The organism is Streptomyces sp. NPDC085932 (assembly GCF_044540525.1).
Taxonomy (GTDB): domain Bacteria; phylum Actinomycetota; class Actinomycetes; order Streptomycetales; family Streptomycetaceae; genus Streptomyces; species Streptomyces levis.
In genome coordinates this window covers 787,547-806,507 of sequence record NZ_JBITSJ010000004.1, presented here as the reverse complement: position 1 = coordinate 806,507, position 18,961 = coordinate 787,547, and the positions used below count along the sequence as shown (strand labels likewise).

Below are 18,961 nucleotides of genomic sequence, written 5' to 3'. Positions count from 1 at the left end.
TCGACTCCGAGAAATACCAGCTGCGCCCCCGCGACTGGGACACCGCCGAACGCGAGGGCCGCACCCTCACCCCCCTGCTCACCCGGCTCAACACCGTCCGGCGGGAGAACCCGGCCCTCCAGCAGCTGCGCGACCTCCACTTCCACCACGCGGACCAGGAAGCGGTGATCGTCTACTCGAAGCGGAAGGGTTCGAACACGGTTCTGGTGGTCGTGAACCTCGACCCGCACCACACCCAGGAGGCCACGGTCTCGTTGGACATGCCGCAACTCGGCCTGGACTGGCACGAGTCGGTGCCGGTGCGCGACGAGCTCACCGGCGAGACCTACCACTGGGGCAGGGCCAACTATGTGCGCCTGGAGCCGGGCCACCGTCCCGCGCACGTCTTCTCGGTTCTGCGACCGTCCCACCCGCAGATCGGAGGGTCACCCACAACATGATCGTCAACGAACCCGTGCAGGACACCTTCGAGGACACACCCGCCAGGGACCGCGACCCGGAGTGGTTCAAGCGCGCCGTCTTCTACGAGGTGCTCGTCCGCTCCTTCCAGGACAGCAACGGCGACGGCGTCGGTGACCTGAAGGGTCTGACCGCCAAGCTCGACTACCTGCAGTGGCTCGGCGTCGACTGCCTGTGGCTGCCGCCCTTCTTCAAGTCGCCCCTGCGCGACGGCGGCTACGACGTCTCCGACTACACGGCCGTGCTGCCGGAATTCGGCGACCTCGCGGACTTCGTGGAGTTCGTCGACGCCGCGCACCAGCGCGGCATGCGCGTGATCATCGACTTCGTCATGAACCACACCAGCGACCAGCACCCCTGGTTCCAGGAGTCGCGCAAGGATCCCGACGGGCCCTACGGCGACTACTACGTGTGGGCGGACGACGACAAGCAGTTCCAGGACGCGCGCATCATCTTCGTCGACACCGAGGCCTCCAACTGGACCTACGACCCGGTCCGCAAGCAGTACTACTGGCATCGTTTCTTCTCCCACCAGCCGGACCTCAACTACGAGAACCCGGCCGTGCAGGAGGAGATGATCTCCGCGCTGAAGTTCTGGCTGGACCTGGGCATCGACGGCTTCCGGCTGGACGCGGTGCCGTACCTGTACCAGGAGGAGGGCACCAACTGCGAGAACCTCCCGGCCACGCACGACTTCCTGAAGCGGGTGCGCAAGGAGATCGACGCCCAGTACCCCGACACGGTGCTGCTGGCGGAGGCCAACCAGTGGCCCGAGGACGTCGTCGACTACTTCGGCGACTATCCGAGCGGCGGCGACGAGTGCCACATGGCGTTCCACTTCCCGGTCATGCCGCGCATCTTCATGGCCGTGCGCCGCGAGTCGCGCTACCCGGTCTCCGAGATCCTGGCCAAGACCCCGGCCATCCCCTCGGGCTGCCAGTGGGGCATCTTCCTGCGCAACCACGACGAGCTCACGCTCGAAATGGTCACCGACGAAGAGCGCGACTACATGTGGGCCGAGTACGCCAAGGACCCGCGGATGCGCGCCAACATCGGCATCCGCCGCAGGCTCGCCCCGCTGCTGGACAACGACCGCAACCAGATCGAGCTGTTCACGGCCCTGCTGCTGTCCCTGCCGGGCTCGCCGATCCTGTACTACGGCGACGAGATCGGCATGGGCGACAACATCTGGCTCGGCGACCGGGACGCGGTGCGCACGCCGATGCAGTGGACGCCCGACCGCAACGCGGGCTTCTCGTCGTCCGATCCGGGGCGGCTGTTCCTGCCCACGATCATGGACCCGGTCTACGGCTACCAGGTGACGAACGTCGAGGCGTCCATGGCCTCGCCGTCGTCGCTGCTGCACTGGACCCGCCGCATGATCGAGATCCGCAAGCAGAATCCCGCCTTCGGACTCGGCTCCTACACGGAGCTGCCGTCGAGCAACCCGGCGGTGCTGGCGTTCCTGCGGGAGTACGAGGACGACCTGGTGCTGTGCGTGAACAACTTCTCGCGTTTCGCGCAGCCCACGGAGCTGGACCTGAGCGCCTTCGAGGGCCGGCACCCGGTGGAGCTGTTCGGCGGGGTGCGCTTCCCGGCGATCGGTGAGCTGCCGTACCTGCTGACGCTGGCCGGGCACGGCTTCTACTGGTTCCGGCTGCGCAGGGACGCCGTATGAGGCCGGTTCCGGCCTGATCGGGCCTGTTGCGCGGGGCAGGCCGCAAACCCCGGCGGCGGGGCGTTTCCTCCGCCCCGCCCGGGGCACGCATCAGTAACACCCCACCCACCCGCGTGAGCCGGAAGGGGCGCCGTCCGGGGCCGGCCGCAGCGCCCGGAGGCGCACCTAGAAATGGGTGAAAGGACGCGACGCCATGTCGGAAGCCGTCACACGCACCGTCACCACCCCGCCCGGCCTTCTTGCCTCCCTCGATCCACTGCTGCGGGAATGGCTGCCGCGACAGCGCTGGTTCGCGGGCAAGGGACGGCCGGTCACCGGGTTCACGCTCGTCGAGGCCACCGAGCTGCTGCCGCCCTCGGCCAAGCTCGGGCTGTACCACCTGCTCGTCCGCGCCCACCAGCCACTCGTGCCGTCCCACGGTGCACCCGGCCACCCCGGCGACTGCTACCAGCTGCTCATAGGCGTGCGCGAGGCGCTGCCGCCTCGGCTGGCGCCCGCGCTCATCGGACATGTGCCGGCGGGCCCACTGGCCGGCCGGACGGTCTACGACGCCCTGCACGACACCCGGCCCGCCGAGCTGCTCCTGGAGGCGCTGCGCACCCGGGCCCGCATCGGCGCGCTCCGCTTCGAGCGTGACCCCGGCCAGGACATCCGGTCCGGGCTGGTACCGCGCGTGGTGACCGCGGAACAGTCCAACTCGTCGATCGTCTACGGAGATACGTTCATCCTGAAGTTGTTGCGGCGGATCGTGCCCGGGGTCAACCCGGACCTCGAACTGCCGCTGGCCCTGGCCCGCGAGGGCTGCCCCCGGGTGCCCGCGCCGACGGCCTGGATGGTGGCGGACGTGGACCCCGCCGCGGACCCGGTCGTCTCGACGGGCCCGGTGGACCTGGCCGGCCAGCCGTATGTGCTGGGGGTGCTCCAGCCGTTCGTGCAGGGCGCCTCCGACGGCTGGGAGCTGGCGCTGCGCGAGCTGGCCAAGGGCGAGGACTTCGCCGCGGAGGCGCGGGCGCTGGGGCGGGCCACCGCCGAGGTGCACACGGCGCTGGCCCGTGCGCTGCCCACGGTCACGCTCGGTCATGTGCAGGTGCGGCTGATGGTGGACGGCATGATCGAGCGCCTGGACGCGGCCGTCCAGGCGGTGCCCGCGCTGCGCCCGTACGCCGGTGGCCTGCGGTCGGCGTTCACGGCGCTGGGCGATCTGGCCGCCGAGGGCCGCACCTGGACCGCGCAGCGGGTGCACGGCGATCTGCACCTCGGTCAGTGCCTGCGCTCGCCCACCGGCGAGTGGAAGGTGATCGACTTCGAGGGCGAACCGGCCCGGCCCCTGGCCGAGCGGCGCATGCCGCAGCCGGCCGTGCGGGACGTCGCCGGCATGCTGCGGTCCTTCGACTACGCGGCGCGCTCGGCCGACCCGCCCCAGCCGGACTGGGCCGAGACCTGCCGCTCCGCGTACTGCTCCGGCTACGCGGACGCCTCCGGCCGCGATCCGCGCACCGACCCGGTGCTGCTGCGCGCCTACGAGACGGACAAGGCGATCTACGAGGTGGTCTATGAGGCCCGGCACCGTCCCGACTGGCTGCCGGTGCCGCTGGCCGCCATAGACCGGCTCGCCGCGTCCGGCCACCTGACCTGACTGACCCACCTTCGCCCAGGAGGCTCCGCCCGTGACCCCCCGCCCTGAGTCCAGCGGTCCGCGTCCCCAGGGGACGGCCGGGGAGAAGATCCCCGAGCAGCCCACGGCCGCGCAGAAGAAGAGCGCCGCGAAGAAGACGGCGGTGCCGAAACAGGCAGCGGCCAAGAAGGGGACGGCCGCCGCGAAGAAGGCTGCCGCCAGGAAGACGGCGGCCCCGGCGAAGACGACCACGAAGAAGGCCGTCGCGAAGAAGGCCGTCGCGAAGAAGGCGGCGGCCGAGACACCCGTCGAGGGGACGGCCGCGAAGAAGGCGACGGCCAGGAAGGCCACCACGACGAAGGCCGCGACGGGCCGGACGAGCGCCACGAAGGCCGCGGCCGCCAAGGCGACGACCACCAAAGCCGCAGCGAGCAAGGCGACCACCACCAAGGCCGCCGCCAGCAAAGCGAGCACCACCAAGGCCGCCGCCAAGGCGAGCGCCACCAAAGCCGCCGCCGCCAAGACGACCGCCGCCAAAGCCGCCGCCAGCAAGGCGACCACCACCAAAGCCGCCGCCAGCAAGGCGACCACCACCAAGGCAGCCGCCGGCAAGGCGACCACCACCAAAGCCGCCGCCACCAAAGCCGCCGGCAAGGCGAGCGCCGCCAAGGCCGTTGCCGAGAAGTCGTCGGTGGTCTCCGGTGGGAAGAAGGCGGGTGCCAAGAAGGGCGTCGCGAAGAAGGCGCCCGCCGGGAAGGCCACCGTCGTCGAGGGCGCTCCGGTCCAGGCCGTGCCCCCGGAGATGGAGATCGCCGTCTCGCCCGCCGTGGACGCCGGGGACCGCGAGCGGCTGCTGAGCGGCACGCACCACGACCCGCACTCCGTGCTCGGCGCCCACCCCGTGCCCGGCGGCATCGCCTTCCGGGCGTTCCGGCCGTACGCCCTGTCCGTGACCGTCGTCGCCGGGGAGGTGCGGGCGGAACTGCACGCCGACGGGGAGGGCTTCTTCTCCGGGCTGCTGCCGCTGCGGGAGGTCCCGGAGTACCGGCTGCTCGTGCAGTACGAGGGCACGCTGCTGGACACCGAGGACGCCTACCGCTTCCTGCCCACGCTCGGCGACCTCGACCTGCACCTGATCGGCGAGGGCCGGCACGAGGAGCTGTGGACGGCGCTGGGCGCGCACCCGATGACCCACCAGGGCGTGACCGGCACCCGCTTCGCGGTCTGGGCCCCGAACGCGCGCGGCGTGCGCGTGGCCGGCACGTTCAACTTCTGGGACGGCACCGGGCACGCCATGCGCTCGCTCGGCTCGTCGGGCGTGTGGGAGCTGTTCCTGCCGGACGTCGGCGAGGGCGAGCTGTACAAGTTCGAGATCACCCGGTCCGACGGTTCGAAGACGATGCGGGCGGACCCGATGGCCCGCCGGACCGAGGTCCCGCCCGCGACCTCGTCGGTCATCACGTCCTCGCGGTACGAGTGGGGCGACGCCGAGTGGCTCGCCCGGCGCGCGGAGGCCCCGGCCCACGAGGCGCCGTTCTCGGTGTACGAGATCCACCTGCCGTCCTGGCGGCCGGGCCTGACCTACCGTCAGCTCGCCGAGCAGCTCCCCGGCTACGTGAAGAACCTGGGCTTCACGCACGTCGAGCTGATGCCCGTGGCCGAGCACCCCTTCGGCGGGTCCTGGGGCTACCAGGTCACCGGTTTCTACGCGCCGACGGCCCGCCTGGGCACGCCGGACGACTTCCGGTACCTGGTCGACAAGCTGCACCAGGCCGGCATCGGCGTGATCATGGACTGGGTGCCGGCCCACTTCCCGCGCGACGACTGGGCGCTGGCCGAGTTCGACGGCCGGCCCCTGTACGAGCACGCGGATCCGCTGCGGGCCGCGCACCCCGACTGGGGCACGCTGGAGTTCGACTTCGGGCGCAACGAGGTGCGCAACTTCCTCGTCGCCAACGCCGTGTACTGGTGCGAGGAGTTCCACATCGACGGGCTGCGCGTGGACGCGGTCGCCTCGATGCTCTACCTCGACTACTCGCGCGAGCCGGGGCAGTGGACGCCCAACGAGCACGGCGGCCGGGAGAACCTGGACGCGGTGGCGTTCCTCCAGGAGATGAACGCGACGGTGTACCGCAGGGTGCCGGGCGTGGTGACCGTCGCGGAGGAGTCCACCGCCTGGGACGGCGTCACCCGCGCCACCCACCACAAGGGCCCGAGCGGCTTCGGCGGGCTCGGATTCGGCCTGAAGTGGAACATGGGCTGGATGCACGACTCGCTGCAGTACATGAGCCACGAGCCGGTGCACCGCAAGTACCACCACCACGAGATGACGTTCTCGATGGTGTACGCGTACAGCGAGAACTACGTCCTGCCGATCTCCCACGACGAGGTCGTGCACGGCAAGGGTTCCCTGGTGTCGAAGATGCCGGGCGACTGGTGGCAGCAGCGTGCCGGGGTGCGCTCCTACCTCGGCTACATGTGGGCCCACCCGGGCAAGCAACTGCTGTTCATGGGCCAGGAGTTCGCGCAGGGCGCCGAGTGGTCCGAGGCCCACGGTCCCGACTGGTGGCTGCTGGATCCGGGCTACGGGGCGGAGGCCGACCACCGGGGCGTGCGCGACCTGGTCCGCGACCTCAACACCGTCTACCGCGCCACCCCGGCGCTGTGGCGGCTGGACACGGACCCGGCGGGGTTCGAGTGGATCGCCGGTGACGCGGCCGACGACAACGTGCTCGCGTTCCTCCGGCTGGACCCGGAGGGAAATCCCCTGCTGGCGGTGTCGAACTTCGCGCCGGTGGTCCGCCCGGACTACCGGCTGGGCGTGCCGGAGGACGTCCCCGCCTGGCACGAGGCCGTCAACACCGACGCGGCCCGTTACGGCGGCAGTGACGTCACCAACCCCGACCCGGTCAAGCCCGAGGCCCAGCCCTGGCACGGCCGTCCGGCGAGCATCCGCCTGACCCTGCCACCGCTGGCGACGGTCTGGCTGCGCCCGGCGTAGGCGGCCTGTGACAGGGGTGTGACCGGAGGAGTGGCCTCCGTCACAGCCCGTCTCCTCCGGGAGTGGTGGGGTGGCCGCATGCCTGCCACCCCACTTCCCCGCCGGTCCGGAAAGGGCTGAGGCCCGTGCTGGTGGGTCTCGGTCTCGCGGCGGTCTGCGCCGTCGCCGCGCTCGTCGCCGCCGCGGGGGCCGTCGCCATGGCGTTGCCCGGACGGCCCGAGCCGTGGTCCGTGCATCTGATGCGCCGGGCCGCGGCGGCCGCCGCGTGGGCGGCCGCCGCCGTGTACTCCCTCGGCCTCTTCGCCGTACTGGACTCGGAGTCGGCCTTCAACGACGGGGCGAACTCGGTCCCGGCCCCGGCCTGCCGCGACGGTTTCGACCCGGCCACGGTCGAAGGGCTGAGCCACCACCGGTCCTCCTACCTGCCGCTGCGCTTCGACTGCGTCCGCGAGGACGGCTCCGTCTACGCCAGTGACCCGGACTACGGGTGGATGAACGGGACGACGGCGGTCCTGGCCCTGTCCGCCGCCCTGCTCGCCATCGGCGCCGGCGGCGCGAGCGAGCTGCGGGCGCGCAGGGCACCCGTGACGTCATGACGCTGCTGCCGGTCTTCGCCGGGCTGGTGGTCGCCCTGGTCGCGCTGCGCGGGCTGCTGACGCATCCGCTGCTGCCCCTGTGGGTACGGACCTCGGTGTTCTGGGCGGCGCCGCTCTCGGCCGCCACCTGGGCGTACATCGTGACCGCGGACGATCCGTTCCTGTTCCCGGAGACCGCCCCCTGCCCGCGTGAGCCCTTCCAGGAGGGCGTCATCGGCAGCGGCGCGGTCTCCGGGGTCTCCAAGGCCTTCCCCCCACGCGCCTCCTGCGTGTGGGAAGACGGCACCGTCCACGACCTCGCCCCGGGGGCCGGGTTCCTGTTCTGGGTCTTCTTCGCCCTGACGGTCGTCCCCCTCGGCGCCGGGCTGTGGCACGCCCTGCGGGATCCGAGGTCCCAGCTGGGGTAGGCGCTTCGAGGGTTACCCGAGTGCCTGCGCCAGGGATGCGGGCAGCTCCCCGGTGTGCAGGACGCCGAGACGCTGGGTGGCCCGGGTCAGGGCCACGTACAGGTCGCTGGTGCCGTACCGGCCGGGCTCGACCACCAGGACCGAGTCGAACTCCAGGCCCTTGGCCTGGCGCGGATCGAGCAGGACGACCGTCCGCGTGAGGTCGGGTTCGGCGCCCGCCGTCACGCCGTCCAGGCGCGCGGCGATGCCCCGGTGGAGGTCGCGCGGCGCGATCACCGCGAGCCGTCCCTCGGCCGGGGTGAGCTCCCCGACCGCCTTGGCGACGGCGCCGGGCAGGTCGTCGGTGGCCCGGGCCCAGGGGCGTACGCCCGTGGAGCGGACCGAGCTGGGCGGTTCGAAGGCCGGGTTCTCGGCGCGGACCACGGCGGCGGCGACGTCCATGATCTCGGCCGGGGTGCGGTAGTTGACGCCCAGCCGGGTGTGCTCCCAGCGATCCTCCACGTAAGGAGCGAGGATGCCGTCCCAGGAGCCGACCCCGGCCGCCTCCGCCGTCTGCGCGGGGTCGCCGACCAGGGTCATCGAGCGGGTCGGGCTGCGCCGCATCAGCAGCCGCCACGCCATCGGCGACAGCTCCTGCGCCTCGTCGACGATGATGTGCCCGAACGCCCAGGTGCGGTCGGCCGCCGCGCGCTCGGCGGCGCTGCGGTGGTCGTCCTCCTCGTGCCGCTCGGCGAACCGCTCGGCGTCGATGATGTCGTGCGCGGACAGCACCTCGGAGCTCTCGGGGTCGTCCTCCTCCTTGTCCTCGAACTCGTAGGTCCGGGACGCGTACGACACGTCCAGCACGCCCTGCGCGTAGGCGATCTGCCGCTCCCGCTCCCGCTCGGCGCGCTCGCGGGCCAGCCGGTCGTCCTCGCCGAGCAGTTCGGCGGCCTCGTCGAGCAGCGGCACGTCCGCGACGGTCCAGCGCCGGGTCACCGGGCGGCGTACGGCGTCGGCGTCCTCGGCGGGCAGGAACTCCTCGGGCGCCGCGAGGAAGTCGGCGACGAGCCGCTGCGGGGTCAGCACCGGCCACAACTGGTCGATGGCGGCCCACACTTCGGGGTTCTCGGCGAGGTCGTCGCGGATCTGGGTGATGTCGCTGGGGTCGAGCAGGCTGGACCCGTCGAAGGGGTCGGTGCCGATGCGTTCGGCGTACAGCTCGGTGAGGGTGTTGAGGATGTGGCCCTCGAAGTGCTCGCGGGCGGCGTTGTGCGGCAGCTTGGCGGCACGGGTGCGCTCGCGGGCGACGTTGACCAGGCCGTCGTCGAGCATGAGGACCTCGCGGTCGTGCTCGATGGCGATCACCGGGTCGGGCAGCGCCTGCCGGCTGCGGACGACCTCGGCGAGCACGTCGGCCATGCCGGCCCGGCCCTTCACCGCCGCCGCCTCGGGCGTGTCGGTGGCGGTCGCCTTCACGCCGGGGTACAGCTCGCCGACGGTCGCGAGGAGCACGCCGGTCTCGCCGAGGGAGGGCAGCACCTCGCCGATGTAGCCGAGGAACGCCGGGTTGGGCCCGACGATCAGCACCGCGCGCTTGGCCAGCAGCTCGCGGTGCTCGTAGAGCAGGTAGGCGGCGCGGTGCAGGGCGACGGCCGTCTTGCCGGTGCCCGGGCCGCCCTCCACCACGAGGACGCCGCGGTGCGGGGCGCGGATGATGCGGTCCTGGTCGGCCTGGATGGTCCGGACGATGTCGCTCATGCGGCCGGTGCGCGCGGAGTTCAGCGCGGCGAGCAGCACGGCGTCGCCCGTGGGGTCCTCGTGGCCGGTGCGGGTCTCGTCGCCGAGGTCGAGGATCTCGTCGTGCAGATGGGTGACCCTGCGGCCCTCGGTGGCGATGTGCCGCCGCCGCCTGAGGCTCATCGGGGTGTGGCCGGTGGCCAGGTAGAAGGGCCGGGCGACGTCGGCGCGCCAGTCGATCAGGACGGGCGTGCGCTCGGCGTCGTCGGTGCGCAGGCCGATGCGGCCGATGTGGTGGGTGACGCCGGAGGTGAGGTCGATCCGGCCGAAGCACAGGGAGCCGTCCACCGCGTTCAGCGCGGCGAGCAGCCCCGAGCGCTCGGCGACGAGGATGTCCCGTTCGAGTCTGGCCTGCATGGGGGTGTTGCCCTGCGCGAGCGCGTCCGTGACGGAGGTCTCGGCGTCGCCGCGCAGCGCGTCCACGCGCGCGTACAACCCGTCGATGAATTCCTGTTCCTCGCGCAATTCATCGTCCGGAAATTCGGTGTTTGACAATTCCGCTCCCGCCCGGATATACTGTGCTCACTGAACTTCACCGTGCCTTCAACTTACGTGCAGGCACGAATGAATCAATATACGCGAGAAAAACCCCCGGGCCAATTGCTCGGGGGTTTTTCCGTGCTCCGGGCCGGTCGCTCACAGCACGTCGGAGAGCTCCTCCAGCAGCCGCCGCTTGGCCCGCGCGCCCACCATCGACTTCACGGGCTCGCCGTCGCGGAACACCAGGAACGTCGGCATGGACAGCACCTTGTAGGCGTTGGTGGTCAGCGGATTGTGGTCCACGTCCAGCTGCACGACCTTCAGCCGGTCGCCCTGCTCGAAGGCGAGCGCCTTCAGCACCGGCGCCATCTGCCGGCAGGGCGGGCACCAGTCGGCGGTGAACTCCACCAGGACCGGCAGATCCGCGCCGATCACCTCGGCCTCGAAGTCCGCGTCCGTCACTTCGGTCACCACGGGTGCCTCCCCAGTTCACAGCGGGGCTCCGGACCGCCCGGAGCCTCGGCCTCGGCGTTCAGCTCGGCCCGCGCCAGCTGCCGCGCCACCGTGTCGCGCACGGCGCTCAACTCGCCGATCAGCGCATCGAGTTCGTCCAGCTTGCGCCGGTAGACCGCGAGGGACGCCGGACAGGAGTCGCCCTCCGGGTGCCCGGCGCGCAGGCACTCCACGAAGGGCCGTGTCTCCTCCAGGCCGAACCCGAAGTCCTGCAGCGTCCGGATCTGCTCCAGCAGCCTCAGATCGCACTCGTCGTACGTCCGGTACCCGTTGCCCTCACGCCTCGCGGGCAGCAGCCCCCGTGCCTCGTAGTACCGCAGCGTCCGCGTGGTGGTTCCGGCGCGTGCGGCCAGCTCGCCGATTCGCATGGCACCGAACGTAATCCTTGACGCCGAGGTCAAGGCAACACCTCAGCGCGCCCCGGCGTTCTCCGGCTTCCGCTCCTCGACGGCGGGCTCCGCCTCCGGCTCTCCCCGGCCCGGCAGCAGCAGCGCCACGATCACCGTGCCGACGCCCAGGACCACCGCCCCGACCAGGCTGGTGTGGGCGACCGCGTCGGCGAACGAGGAACCCACCGCGTCGGTCATCTGCCGCGCTCCGCCCGCGAGTTGCTCGGCCTGCGCCTTGAGCCGCTCGGCCTGCTGCGGGTCGCTCGCACCGGCGGCCTGCTCGGCCAGCTGCCGCGCCTTGTCGCCGATGCCCTGTGCCACGGCGTACCCCGCCCCGACGGAGTCCTGGGCCGTCTCCAGCGAGGACGCGGGCAGCTTGCTGCCGGCCGTCGCGTCCGAGAGGTGTCCGGAGTACGACGTCGCCAGCAGTGAGCCGAGGACGGCGATGCCGAGCGATCCGCCCAGCTCCAGCGACGTGTCGTTGACCGCGCCGCCGACACCGAGCTGCGACTCCGGGAAGGCCCCCATGATCGCGTCCGTGCAGGGCGAGAGCGCGAGCCCGATCGCGAGGCCCAGGACCACCAGGGGCACGACGAAGTCGCCGTACGCCGAACCGGAGTCGACCCGGGTGAGCAGGGCCAGCGCCGCCGTACCGCCGACCATGCCGGCCGTGACGGTCCACTTCATGCCGACCCGCGGCGTCAGGTACCCGGTGAGGGCCGAGCCGGCGAACACGGCGCCCGCCAGCGGCAGCATCCGCACGCCGGTGTCCAGGGCGTCGTAGCCGAGGACGAACTGCAGGTGCTGCGTCAGGTAGTAGAAGGCCCCGAAGACGGCCAGGAAGAACAGCGCGACGGCCAGGTTGGAGCCCGCGAACCGCCGGTCGGCGAAACGGCGCACGTCGAGCAGCGGGTGGGGATGCCGCAGCTCCCACACCACGAAGGCGACCAGTGCGGCGCCCGCGACGACCGCGGCCGTGATCGCCTCGGTGCCCCAGCCGAAGTGCGGCCCCTGGATGATCATGTAGACCAGCGCCGCGATCCACACCACGGACAGCAGCCCGCCGCCGAGGTCGATGCGGCCGCGGTCGGCGGCCTTGGACGGCGGGACCAGGACGAACGCGCCGACGAGTGCCAGCGCGGCGACGGGGACGTTGATCAGGAACGTCGACGACCAGCCGTGGTGCTCCAGCAGCGCCCCGGCGACCAGCGGCCCGGCCGCGATGGCGAGTCCGGCCGTGGCGGTCCACAGGGTGATGGCGCGGGCGCGCTCGGCCCGCGGGAAGGTCGCGGCGAGCAGGGACAGCGTGGCGGGCATGATCATCGCGGCTCCGGCGCCCATCACGGCACGCGCGGCGATGACGGCCGTGGCGCTGTCGGCGAGGTAACCGGAGACGGCCCCGCCGCCGAAGACGAGCAGCCCGAGCACCAGCGCGCCCCGGCGGCTGTACTTGTCGCCCATCGCGCCGAGCAGCAGCATCAGCGCGGCGTAGGGGACGGTGTAGCCGTCGATGACCCACTGCAGGTCGGCGCTGGACAGGCCGAGGTCCTCGGTCATCGCGGGCGCCGCCACGGTGAGGGCGGTGTTCGCCATCACGATGATCAGCAGGCTCAGACAGAGCACGAGCAGCGCCCACCAGCGACGCGGGTAGGGGCGGTCCATCCTCTCGGCCGGTTCGGTCACGACGAGTCGCATGGCAGGGGTGCCTTCCTCGTTGATTTGCACATGGGTGTGCATTTACACAACACTGTGCAATCTACGCCGTTGCACAGTGCTGTGCAACTCAGCTCCGGAGGGGCACAATGACGTCCATGACCTCGGGCACCACCAGCCGCGCCGACGCCAACCGCCGCCGCATCCTCGACGTCGCCCTCGCCGAGCTGCTGCGGGACCCCGACGCGTCCATGGACCAGATCGCCCGTGCGGCCGGCGTCGTCCGGCGCACGGTGTACGGGCACTTCCCGAATCGCGAGGCGCTGATCAGCACGCTCGTCGACGAGGCGGTGGAGGCCCTGTCGGCCGCGCACGCCGCGGGCCGGGCGGGGGTGGGGGATCCGGCGGAGGCCGTGGCCCGCTCGGTGCTGGCCGTGTGGGAGATCGCCGACCGGTACCGGCTGCTGGTCGCGCTCGCCCAGCGCACGGTGACCATGCAGGGCATCCGCGAACGGCTCGCCCCGGTCCGCGAGAGCGCCACCGGCATCCTGCGGCGCGGCCTCGACGAGGGCGTCTTCAGCTCCCCGCTGCCCGCCCCGGCCCTGGCCTACGTGCACGAGCAGATGCTGGTGGCGCTGATGGAGGCGGTGAACGACGGGCTGGTGGCAGCGCAAGAGGCGGGCCGCTGCGCCGCGGTCACCATCCTGACCGCGGCGGGCGTGCCCGCCTCGACCGCCACCGGGCTGGTGGCGGAGCTGAACGACTGACTTCTGCTGCTGGAGCTGCGGGGGGACCGGGCGGCTGAGCGACGGGGGGACACCCAGCCGCCCGGAGTCAGGGGGCGGCGCGGCCGTCAGGCCTTCGCCAGCTCCTTCTCGCCGCCCGGCTCGGGCACCTCGACGTGGTCGTCGGAGGCCGGGGCGCCGTGCCCGTCGTCGAGCAGGGTCTTCTCGTCGAAGGGCAGCTGACCGGCGAGGACCTGGTTGACCCGGTCCTTGTCGATCTCCTTCGTCCAGGTGCCGATCAGCACGGTGGCCACGGCGTTGCCGGCGAAGTTGGTCAGGGCGCGGGCCTCGCTCATGAAGCGGTCGATGCCGACGATCAGGCCGATGCCGTCCACCAGGGCCGGCTTGTGCGACTGCAGACCGCCGGCCAGGGTCGCGAGGCCGGCACCGGTGACACCGGCGGCGCCCTTGGAGGCGACCAGCAGGAAGAGCAGCAGCGGGATCTGCTCGCCGACGGACATCGGGGTGCCCATGGCGTCGGCGATGAACAGCGAGGCCATGGTCATGTAGATCATGGTGCCGTCGAGGTTGAAGGAGTAGCCGGTCGGGACGGTGATGCCGACCACCGGCTTGCTGACGCCCAGGTGCTCCATCTTCGCGATGAGCCGCGGCAGCGCGGACTCGGAGGAGGAGGTGGACAGGATCAGCAGGAACTCACGGCCCAGGTACTTGAAGAGCGTGAGGATGTTCAGGCCGGAGATCACGCGCAGCAGGACGCCGAGCACGATGAAGACGAAGAGGAAGCAGGTGACGTAGAAGCCGAGCATCAGCACGGCGAGGCTCTTGAGCGCGTCCAGGCCGGCGGAGCCGGTGACGGCGGCGATGGCGCCGAAGGCACCGATCGGGGCGGCCCACATCACCATGGCCAGGATGCGGAAGACGAGCCGCTGGATGTGCTCGATGCCGCGCAGGATGGGCTGGCCGGCCGAGCCCATGCCTTGCAGCGCGAAACCGGCGAGCAGCGCGATCAGCAGGGTCTGCAGCACCGACTCGTTGGTGAAGGCGGAGACGATCGTGGTCGGGATGATCCCGAGCAGGAACTCGGTGGTGTCCTTGGCCTCGGCGTCGACCTGGGCGTGCCCGGCGTCCTTGACGGCGTCGGTCACCGCCAGGCCGGTGCCCGGCTCCAGGATGTTGCCGACGACCAGGCCGATGCTCAGGGCGACCAGGGACATCACCATGAAGTAGCCGAGGGCGATACCGCCGACGGCGCCGACCTTGGCGGCCTTGCGCACCGAACCGATGCCCAGCACGATCGTGCAGAAGATGATCGGCGAGATCATCATCTTGATGAGGTTCACGAAGCCCGTGCCGATGGGCTTCAGCTCGACAGCGAAGTCGGGTGCGGCCAGACCCACCGCGATACCGGCGGCGACCGCGATGATCACTGCGATGTAGAGGTAGTGCGTGCGGTCCCGCTTGGCTTTGGGTGCGGCAGGTGCCGTATCGGCTGCGCTGGTCACGGCGGCCCTCCTTGACGACGTCGTCGGCATCACCGGCGTGCGGCTCACGTCCGGGAAAACTCCGGGAACTCCGGGGAACTGCGGGGAACAGGGAGCGAGGCTCCCGGAGATGCGTTATGGGGAATGCCGTGACTATGTCGTGCGCTGTGAGCGCGGTCACCCTTCCGTTCATTTAGTTCACAATCGGCCACGGTGCAGACTGACGGCATGCGCCTCACCGTCCCCGGCCCCCGCAGTCTGGCGGGCCAGCTCTTCGCCATGCAGGCCGTGCTGATAGCGGTCGTCGTGGCCGGATACGCGCTGTTCACCTATGTCAGCGACCGCAGCCAGGCCGAGGAGGCGGCGGCGCGCCAGGCCCGGGCGGTGGCGCGGTCGGTCGCGGACTCCCCGTCCGTGGCGGCGGCGATCCGCACCCCCGACCCGACGGCCGATCTCCAGCCGTACGCGCTGCGGGTGATGCGGGACACCGAGGTCGACTTCATCACGATCATGGATCCGCGGGGCATCCGCTGGACGCACCCCGACCCGAAGCAGATCGGCCAGACCTTCCAGGGCCACACCGACAAGGCGCTGCGCGGGCAGACCTTCACCGAGACCTACACCGGCACGCTCGGTCCGTCGGTCCGGGCGGTCACCCCGATCAAGGACGGCCCACGGGTGGTCGGCCTGGTCAGCGCGGGCATCCGGGTCGAGGAGATCACCCAGCGCGTCCAGGAGCAGCTCACCGCCCTGCTCGGCGTCGCGGCCGGCGCGCTGGTGCTGGGCGCGGTCGGCACGTACGTCATCAACGCCCGGCTGCGCCGCCACACCCACGGGATGAACGCGACCGAGCTGAGCCGGATGCACGACTACCACCAGGCCGCCCTGCACGCGGTGCGCGAGGGGCTGCTGATGCTGGACGGGCAGTACCGTGTGGCGTTGATCAACGACGGCGGGCGGGAGCTGCTGGGCGTGGCCGGGGACGTGGTGGGCAGGTCGGTGGCGCAGCTGGGACTGCCCGCTCCGCTGACGGGTGCGCTGCTGGCCTCGGAGCCGCGGGTGGACGAGGTGCATCTCACGGCCTCCCGGGTGCTGGTGATCAACACCTCGCCGGTGTCGGGCGGCGAGCGCCGCGGCACGGTCGTGACCCTGCGTGATGTCACCGAACTCCAGTCGCTCATGGGCGAGTTGGATTCCGAGCGGGGCTTCACCCAGGCGCTGCGCTCGCAGGCGCACGAGGCGGCGAACCGGTTGCACACGGTCGTCTCGCTGATCGAGCTGGGCCGGGCGGAGGAAGCGGTGGAGTTCGCGACGGCCGAGCTGGAGCTGGCTCAGGCGCTGACCGACCAGGTCGTGGCGGCGGTGAGCGAGCCGGTGCTGGCGGCGCTGCTGCTGGGCAAGACCGCGCAGGCCAACGAGCGGGGCGTGGAGCTGGTGGTGTCGGAGGACAGCAGCCTCGACGACGGCCTGCTGCCCGAGTCCCTGCCGGCGCGGGACCTGGTGACGATCCTGGGCAACCTCATCGACAACGCCGTGGACGCGGCGCAGGGCAGCGTACGGGCCCGGGTGACGGTGGCCGCGTACACCGAGACCGCGGGCGGCCGCCCGGAGCTGGTGATGCGGGTGTCGGACACGGGTCCGGGCGTGGATCCCGAGCACGCCGAGGCCGTCTTCCAGCGGGGTTTCACGACCAAGCCGGCCGGTCCGGGCGGCCGGGGGCTGGGCCTGGCGCTGGTCCGGCAGGCGGCGCACCGGCACGGGGGGACACTGGCGGTGACGGGCGCCGACGGGGGCGGGGCACAGTTCGAGGTACGGCTGCCGCTGAGCCGGGCGGCGGGCGCGACGCCCGGCGGCCTCGCCCGGGACGGCTCGGCACCGGCGGAGCCGGCCGCCGCGCTCCCGCTGCCCGCGGGGCCCGCGCCCGGGACCTCCGGGGGCCCGACGTCCAAGGCCTCTGGAGGCGACGCGTGACGAGCGACCCGACGAGACAGCAGGCCATCCGCGTCCTGGTGGTGGAGGACGACCCGGTGGCCGCCGACGCGCACGTCCTCTATGTCGGCCGGGTGCCCGGCTTCGTGGCCGTGGGCAAGGCGCACACGGGTGCTGAGGCCCGCCGGGCCCTGGAGCGCACCCGAGTCGACCTGCTCCTGCTGGACCTGCACCTGCCCGATGTGCACGGTCTGCAACTGGCCCGTTCCCTGCGCGCGGCCGGCCATCACGCCGACGTGATAGCGGTGACGTCGGCCCGCGACCTGGCCGTCGTGCGCGAGGGCGTCTCGCTCGGCGTCGTGCAGTACGTCCTGAAGCCGTTCACCTTCGCGACCCTGCGCGACCGGCTGGTGCGATACGCCGAGTTCCACGCGGCGGTCGGCGAGGCCAGTGGCCAGGACGAGGTGGACCGGGCGCTCGCCGCCCTGCGCGCGCCGGGCCCGGCCGCGCTGCCCAAGGGCCTGAGCGCGCCGACCCTGGAGCGTGTCACGCTCGCCCTGCGCGACAGCGCGGAGGGCCTGACGGCGGCGGGCGTGGCCGAGAGCGTGGGCATCTCCCGCATCACCGCCCGCCGTTACCTGGAGCACCTGGTCGACGCGGGCCGCGCGGCCCGCCGCCCGCAGTACGGCACCGTCGGGCGGCCGGAGTTGCAGTACCGCTGGGTCACCGGACAGTGACGGCCCATCAGCCGATCAAACCCCCGCACACCCGTTGACCTGACTAGACCACTCAACTTAGGTTCACGACGCAGCCACCCGGCCACAACGAAGTGCGCCCGTAGGAGGTCGTGCCCGTGCGCCCCACCGCCGCCCTCACCCCCCTCGCCGCCCTGCTCCTCGCCGCCACGACCCTCACCGCGTGCGGTGGGGGATCCGGCAGCGACCCGGACACCGTGAAGGTCTCCTTCAAGCAGTCCACGGACAACTCCGTGAAGGTGATGGACACCTATCTCGCGGACATCAAGAAGCAGTTCGAGAAGGCCCACCCGGGCAAGAAGGTCGAGCTCGTCCCGATCAAGGCCCCGGACTCGGAGTACTACACCAAGCTCCAGCAGATGCTCCGCTCCCCCAAGACCGCCCCCGACCTGGTCTACGAGGACACGTTCCTCATCAACTCGGACATCACCAGCGGGTACCTCAAGCCCCTCGACGCCTACCTCGCCAAGTGGCCGGACTGGAACCGGTTCATCGACACGGCCAAGGCGGCGGCCAAGGGCGAGGACGGCAGGACGTACGGCGTGCCCGACGGCACCGACACCCGCGGGCTCTGGTTCGACAAGGACGTCTTCGCCCAGGCCGGACTGCCCGCCGACTGGCAGCCGAAGACCTGGGACGACGTCCTCGCCGCCGCCCGCGCCATCAAGAAGAAGGTCCCCGGCGTCATCCCCCTCAACGTCTACACGGGCAAGCCGGTCGGCGAGGCCGCCACCATGCAGACCTTCGAGATGCTCCTCTACGGCACGAACGACGGTTCGACGGACCCCCTGTACGACAAGGCGAGCAAGAAGTGGATCGCCGGCGGGCAGGGCTTCAAGGACGCGCTCGCCTTCGTCGAGACGGTCTACGAGGAGAAGCTCGGCCCGGACGTCTCCGACGCGCTCGACCCCAACGTCATGACCCGCGTGCGCGGCGAGTGGCTCCCGCAGGGCAAGCTCGGCATCGCCCTCGACGGCTCCTGGCTGCCGCAGGACTGGCTGCCCGGCAGCGGCCACGAGTGGCCCGAGTGGTCGCGGGAACTGGGTCTGGCCGCCATGCCGACCCAGCACGGCCAGGCGCCCGGCAAGGTGAGCATGTCCGGGGGCTGGACCTGGTCGATCCCCGCCAAGGCCGGCAACCCGGACCTGGCGTTCGAGTTCGTCAAGACGATGCAGACCAAGGCCAACGCGCAGAAGTGGTACGTCGCCAACTCGGGCATCGCGGTCCGCGAGGACGTGGCCGAGGACCCGGCGTACGTCGAGGCGCAGCCCGGCATCGAGTTCTTCACGGACCTGGTGGCCTCGACGCACTACCGCCCCGCGTACCCGGCGTACCCGAAGGTCTCCACGGCCATCCAGGAGGCGATGGAGAGCGTCACCACGGGCGACGCCTCGGTGGAGGAGGCGACGAGCGCCTACACGGACGCGCTGAAGGACGCCACCGGCAACCAGGTGGTGGAGCGGTGATCCCGGGTCGCCGC

General features: G+C 71.6%; 15 protein-coding genes. 10 read left to right on the top strand and 5 right to left on the bottom strand.

Annotation, left to right across the window (positions count from 1 at the left end; translation table 11 throughout):
- The 6 genes from ACIGAQ_RS24015 to ACIGAQ_RS23990 all read left to right on the top strand — a co-directional run.
- The coding region (locus ACIGAQ_RS24015; protein WP_399785856.1) for a DUF3459 domain-containing protein at positions 1-440 on the top strand (440 nt) is incomplete at its 5' end.
- Complete coding sequence (treS, locus tag ACIGAQ_RS24010) at positions 437-2,137, top strand: maltose alpha-D-glucosyltransferase (RefSeq protein ID WP_399785854.1); 1,701 nt, start codon at positions 437-439, stop codon at positions 2,135-2,137. The genes ACIGAQ_RS24015 and treS, both read left to right, overlap by 4 nt.
- A 193-nt stretch (positions 2,138-2,330) precedes the next feature.
- Positions 2,331-3,773, top strand: coding sequence for a maltokinase (locus tag ACIGAQ_RS24005; protein ID WP_399785851.1), 1,443 nt, complete (start codon positions 2,331-2,333; stop codon positions 3,771-3,773).
- A 31-nt stretch (positions 3,774-3,804) separates the two neighbouring features.
- The gene (gene glgB / locus ACIGAQ_RS24000; RefSeq protein ID WP_399785848.1) at positions 3,805-6,753 is read left to right on the top strand and encodes a 1,4-alpha-glucan branching enzyme; all 2,949 of its coding nucleotides are present in this window, start codon (positions 3,805-3,807) and stop codon (positions 6,751-6,753) included.
- Between the two features lie 125 nt (positions 6,754-6,878).
- On the top strand, positions 6,879-7,349 hold the full coding sequence (locus tag ACIGAQ_RS23995) for a hypothetical protein (RefSeq protein WP_399785845.1): 471 nt from the start codon (positions 6,879-6,881) through the stop codon (positions 7,347-7,349).
- Positions 7,346-7,756, top strand: a complete 411-nt coding sequence (locus tag ACIGAQ_RS23990) for a hypothetical protein (RefSeq protein ID WP_399785842.1) — start codon at positions 7,346-7,348, stop codon at positions 7,754-7,756. Before ACIGAQ_RS23995 ends, ACIGAQ_RS23990 begins: the two co-directional genes overlap by 4 nt.
- A 12-nt stretch (positions 7,757-7,768) precedes the next feature.
- On the opposite strand, the gene ACIGAQ_RS23985 is transcribed toward ACIGAQ_RS23990, so the two are convergent.
- The 4 genes from ACIGAQ_RS23985 to ACIGAQ_RS23970 all read right to left on the bottom strand — a co-directional run bounded on the left by ACIGAQ_RS23985 (position 7,769) and on the right by ACIGAQ_RS23970 (position 12,612).
- Positions 7,769-10,048 carry a HelD family protein gene (locus ACIGAQ_RS23985; RefSeq protein WP_399785934.1) on the bottom strand — a complete coding sequence of 760 codons (2,280 nt, stop codon included), beginning with the start codon at positions 10,046-10,048 and terminating at the stop codon, positions 7,769-7,771.
- Positions 10,049-10,171: 123 nt separating this feature from the next.
- Entirely contained in the window at positions 10,172-10,486 is a 315-nt protein-coding gene (locus ACIGAQ_RS23980; RefSeq protein WP_362278661.1) for a thioredoxin domain-containing protein, read from the bottom strand.
- The gene (locus ACIGAQ_RS23975; protein WP_362278660.1) at positions 10,483-10,896 is read right to left on the bottom strand and encodes a MerR family transcriptional regulator; all 414 of its coding nucleotides are present in this window, start codon (positions 10,894-10,896) and stop codon (positions 10,483-10,485) included. Before ACIGAQ_RS23975 ends, ACIGAQ_RS23980 begins: the two co-directional genes overlap by 4 nt.
- Positions 10,897-10,938: 42 nt before the next feature.
- Positions 10,939-12,612, bottom strand: a complete 1,674-nt coding sequence (locus tag ACIGAQ_RS23970) for a DHA2 family efflux MFS transporter permease subunit (protein WP_399785838.1) — start codon at positions 12,610-12,612, stop codon at positions 10,939-10,941.
- A 107-nt stretch (positions 12,613-12,719) separates the two neighbouring features.
- Between ACIGAQ_RS23970 and ACIGAQ_RS23965 the strand changes: the two genes are divergently transcribed.
- A complete protein-coding gene (locus ACIGAQ_RS23965) occupies positions 12,720-13,337 on the top strand; it encodes a TetR/AcrR family transcriptional regulator (protein ID WP_399785835.1) in 618 nt (205 codons plus the stop codon).
- A gap of 86 nt (positions 13,338-13,423) precedes the next feature.
- On the opposite strand, the gene ACIGAQ_RS23960 is transcribed toward ACIGAQ_RS23965, so the two are convergent.
- Positions 13,424-14,818 (bottom strand): cation:dicarboxylate symporter family transporter, encoded by a 1,395-nt coding sequence (locus ACIGAQ_RS23960; RefSeq protein WP_399785832.1) that lies wholly within the window; start codon positions 14,816-14,818, stop codon positions 13,424-13,426.
- A 207-nt stretch (positions 14,819-15,025) separates the two neighbouring features.
- On the opposite strand from ACIGAQ_RS23960, the gene ACIGAQ_RS23955 reads away from it, so the two are divergent.
- The 3 genes from ACIGAQ_RS23955 to ACIGAQ_RS23945 all read left to right on the top strand — a co-directional run bounded on the left by ACIGAQ_RS23955 (position 15,026) and on the right by ACIGAQ_RS23945 (position 18,947).
- On the top strand, positions 15,026-16,768 hold the full coding sequence (locus tag ACIGAQ_RS23955) for a sensor histidine kinase (protein ID WP_311679312.1): 1,743 nt from the start codon (positions 15,026-15,028) through the stop codon (positions 16,766-16,768).
- A complete protein-coding gene (locus ACIGAQ_RS23950; RefSeq protein ID WP_311679313.1) occupies positions 16,765-17,463 on the top strand; it encodes a response regulator in 699 nt (232 codons plus the stop codon). Before ACIGAQ_RS23955 ends, ACIGAQ_RS23950 begins: the two co-directional genes overlap by 4 nt.
- 110 nt (positions 17,464-17,573) lie before the next feature.
- Positions 17,574-18,947 carry an extracellular solute-binding protein gene (locus ACIGAQ_RS23945; RefSeq protein ID WP_399785828.1) on the top strand — a complete coding sequence of 458 codons (1,374 nt, stop codon included), beginning with the start codon at positions 17,574-17,576 and terminating at the stop codon, positions 18,945-18,947.
- Positions 18,948-18,961 lie beyond the last annotated feature (14 nt).

Excerpts from the sequence above, each read along its gene's own strand:
- treS (WP_399785854.1), top strand. The coding sequence starts at position 437 with ATGATCGTCAACGAACCCGTGCAGGACACCTTCGAGGACACACCCGCC.
- ACIGAQ_RS24005 (WP_399785851.1), top strand. The coding sequence starts at position 2,331 with ATGTCGGAAGCCGTCACACGCACCGTCACCACCCCGCCCGGCCTTCTT.
- ACIGAQ_RS23975 (WP_362278660.1), bottom strand. The coding sequence starts at position 10,896 with ATGCGAATCGGCGAGCTGGCCGCACGCGCCGGAACCACCACGCGGACG.
- ACIGAQ_RS23990 (WP_399785842.1), top strand. The coding sequence starts at position 7,346 with ATGACGCTGCTGCCGGTCTTCGCCGGGCTGGTGGTCGCCCTGGTCGCG.
- ACIGAQ_RS23970 (WP_399785838.1), bottom strand. The coding sequence starts at position 12,612 with ATGCGACTCGTCGTGACCGAACCGGCCGAGAGGATGGACCGCCCCTAC.
- ACIGAQ_RS23955 (WP_311679312.1), top strand. The coding sequence starts at position 15,026 with ATGCGCCTCACCGTCCCCGGCCCCCGCAGTCTGGCGGGCCAGCTCTTC.
- ACIGAQ_RS23965 (WP_399785835.1), top strand. The coding sequence starts at position 12,720 with ATGACGTCCATGACCTCGGGCACCACCAGCCGCGCCGACGCCAACCGC.